2 protein-coding genes are annotated in these 2,934 nt (G+C 59.1%); one reads left to right on the forward strand and one right to left on the reverse strand.

What is annotated here, in order from left to right; translation table 11 throughout:
- Nucleotides 1-107: 107 nt before the first annotated feature.
- Entirely contained in the window at nucleotides 108-1,235 is a 1,128-nt protein-coding gene (locus LAT62_RS16260; protein ID WP_293386279.1) for a hybrid-cluster NAD(P)-dependent oxidoreductase, read from the reverse strand.
- Between the two features lie 277 nt (nucleotides 1,236-1,512).
- On the opposite strand from LAT62_RS16260, the gene LAT62_RS16265 reads away from it, so the two are divergent.
- Nucleotides 1,513-2,757, forward strand: a complete 1,245-nt coding sequence (locus tag LAT62_RS16265) for an aromatic ring-hydroxylating dioxygenase subunit alpha (protein WP_293386281.1) — start codon at nucleotides 1,513-1,515, stop codon at nucleotides 2,755-2,757.
- The last annotated feature ends 177 nt before the right edge of the window (nucleotides 2,758-2,934 follow it).

The raw sequence follows: 2,934 nt of genomic DNA on the forward strand, positions 1-2,934 counted from the left end.
ATGTCTGAGCGACAGCGAGTTGTGGCCCGCCCGACCGGGACCAGTGAGCGGCGGAGTCAAGGCACCACTTGTTTGCGGTCTGTTGCTCTTGCTCCTCCGATGGCTACTCAGACCGCCACCGCCACATCCGAGCGCGGTACGCTGCAGCAGGCCAGAATATACCCCGCCGCGACATCCTCATCCGTAATGCCCCCGTTGTGCTGCATGTCCACCACTCCCGAGGTCTTCAGAACCCTGCAGGTACCGCAGATGCCGACGCCACAGGCCTTGGGTATGGTGATGCCCAAACGCGCGGCGGCCGCATGCACGGTCTCACCGGGCAGTGCCTCAGCACTCACCTCTGACTGGTTTAAGACCACGCTGAATTGAGTGGCCTCCTGGGCGATCTCGGCTTCACGTTCCGCCAGTTCTGAATGTTCCAACGCCTCTTGGCTGGCTTCCACAGGCGTCGCATTGAACGACTCCTGATGATAGAAGTCCATGTCGAAACCGTTGGCGCGCAGAAGCTCTCGCACGGCGCGCATGTAGGGCTCGGGCCCGCAGCAGAACACCCGGCGGTCCATGAAGTCCGGCACCATCATTTCCAGCCGGGTCTGGTCCAGAAATCCGCGATAACCGGGCCAGGCCTGTCCCGGCTCCACTCGCTCACACAGCAGATGCAGAACAAACTCATCCACGCGCGAACTCATGTGTTCCAGCTCGCGCTGGAAAATCAGGTCGGCCGGTGTGCGCGCACTGTGCACGAAAGCCACATCGACCTCCGCATTGGTATCAAACAGCCAGCGCGCCATGGACATGACCGGCGTGATACCTACACCGCCGGACAGAAACAGCACCTTGTCCGCCGTATGATCAATGCAGTTGAACAGGCCGGTCGGTCCGTGGACGACTACCTCGTCATGCACCTTGAGGTGATCATGCAGCCAGTTGGACACGCGGCCACCGGGAATGCGCTTGATGGTGATGGAAAAGCTGTAGGGCACCGAGGGTGAGCTGGAAATGGTATAGGAGCGCATGACCTGCTCACCGTCGATCTCCAGTTCCAGAGTGACGAACTGACCTGGCTTGAAAAAGAACATGACCGCCTGCTCGGCATTGAAGCAGAAGGTTTTGACGTCATGCGTTTCGTGGATGATGCGCACACACCTCACCTGATGGCGGCCGTTGGACCAGACCCGGGTGTTGAGTTCGTGGCTGTAAAGAGTAGTCGCTGGCTCGGAAAGCAGGGTGGTCATGGGTGCAGAACTCCGGGTAATCAACCAATGGTACGGTTTTGTCAGAGCGCATTGTTCCTCAACTGAGACCGCCGAGTCGTACTGAAAACGACAGCGTCTTGATTGTCACGACCAATCTGCTGTAGCCCAGTCATGCTGCGGGACCGGCTGGTAAAAACAGCACCGGACTGTGTCGCGTGCGGGCAACTCGAGCCCCCTGAGTGCAACGACAATAAGCGTGCTCGGGCATCACGGGATGCCCTTCACGATTACAATACCTTGATGAGGGCGCTCTACCATGTCGGAACTGGACCTGCTGAACCTGAACTATGCCACGGTGGACCAGGCGCGTTCGGCGGCCACAGGGTTACTGGCTGATCATCCGCATGGATGGTCACTGCCACAGCCGTTTTACAATGATCCTTCCTATTTCCGTCTGGATATGGAAACCATCTTTCAGCACGAATGGCTGTTCGTCGGCATGACTTCGGAAATACCGTCACGCGGCGACTATCTGACCGTGGACATCGGACAGAACCCGGTGCTAATCGTGCGCGACGGTGATGGCGGCATCGAGGCCTTTCACAATGTATGCCGGCATCGTGGATCACGCCTCTGTACCCAGCCCAAAGGCAAGGTGGCGAACCTGACCTGCCCCTACCATCAATGGACCTACAACCTGAAGGGCAATCTGCTGTATACCGGAACCGCTATGGATGAGCATTTTGATCCACAGGCATTTGCGCTGCGCAAGTTACATTGCCGGCACGCCGGTGGCTTTATCTTTGTCAGCCTGACGCCGGATGAACCGCCGCCCTTTGATGAGTTCCTGTCGACGCTGGATGAATATATGGCGCCCTATGACATGGCCAACACCCGGGTTGTGGCGGAAAGCACAATCGAGGAGCATGCCAACTGGAAGCTGGTGCTGGAGAACAACCGTGAGTGCTATCACTGCGCCGGCTCCCATCCCGAGTTGATGCGTACGCTGCTGGAATGGGACGACACCAACGACCCCAGGGCTACTCCGGAGTTTATTGCAGATTACGAACGCCAGGCTCGACAGTGGGACGCCGAGGGCATTCCGCATCACCATGTCGATCATGGGCTGCGCAACCGGATTGTGCGCATGCCGCTCAAATCGGGTACCCAGGTCATGACGATGGATGGCAAGACAGCCAGCAGCCGATTGCTGGGACGCATAAGAAGCCGCGAGCTGGGCTCAATGCGCATTCTGCACCTGCCCAATTCCTGGAACCATATGCAGAGCGATCATGTGGTTGTGTTTCGGGTGCTGCCGGTGTCGGCGCAGAGGACGCTGGTGACCACCAAGTGGCTGGTGCACAAGGACGCCGAGGTGGATGTCGATCGCCTGACCCACGTCTGGCACGCCACGAACCGGCAGGACAAGGAACTGGTTGAGCAGAACCAGCTCGGCGTGAACTCAATGGGCTACCAGCCCGGCCCCTACTCGGAAACTCACGAGTTCGGCGTGATCAACTTTGTCGACTGGTATCGCCAGGCTCTGGTCGGGGAGCGGTAGGCTGTGGAGTCGGTCAAGCACCGCGACAATCAGCCCCAGCCCAGGGGTTGTGCCGCCTGATGGCGGGGAGCACTGACCGCAGACACGCAAAAAACTCATACCAGGCCCGTCCATGGGCCTGGCCCTGCGGGCTCGCTTCGCTCGTGCAAAAACGCTCCCGGCGTTTTTGTCCCTGAC

It is taken from the genome of Natronospirillum sp. (genome assembly GCF_022565775.1).
Classification (GTDB): domain Bacteria; phylum Pseudomonadota; class Gammaproteobacteria; order Pseudomonadales; family Natronospirillaceae; genus Natronospirillum.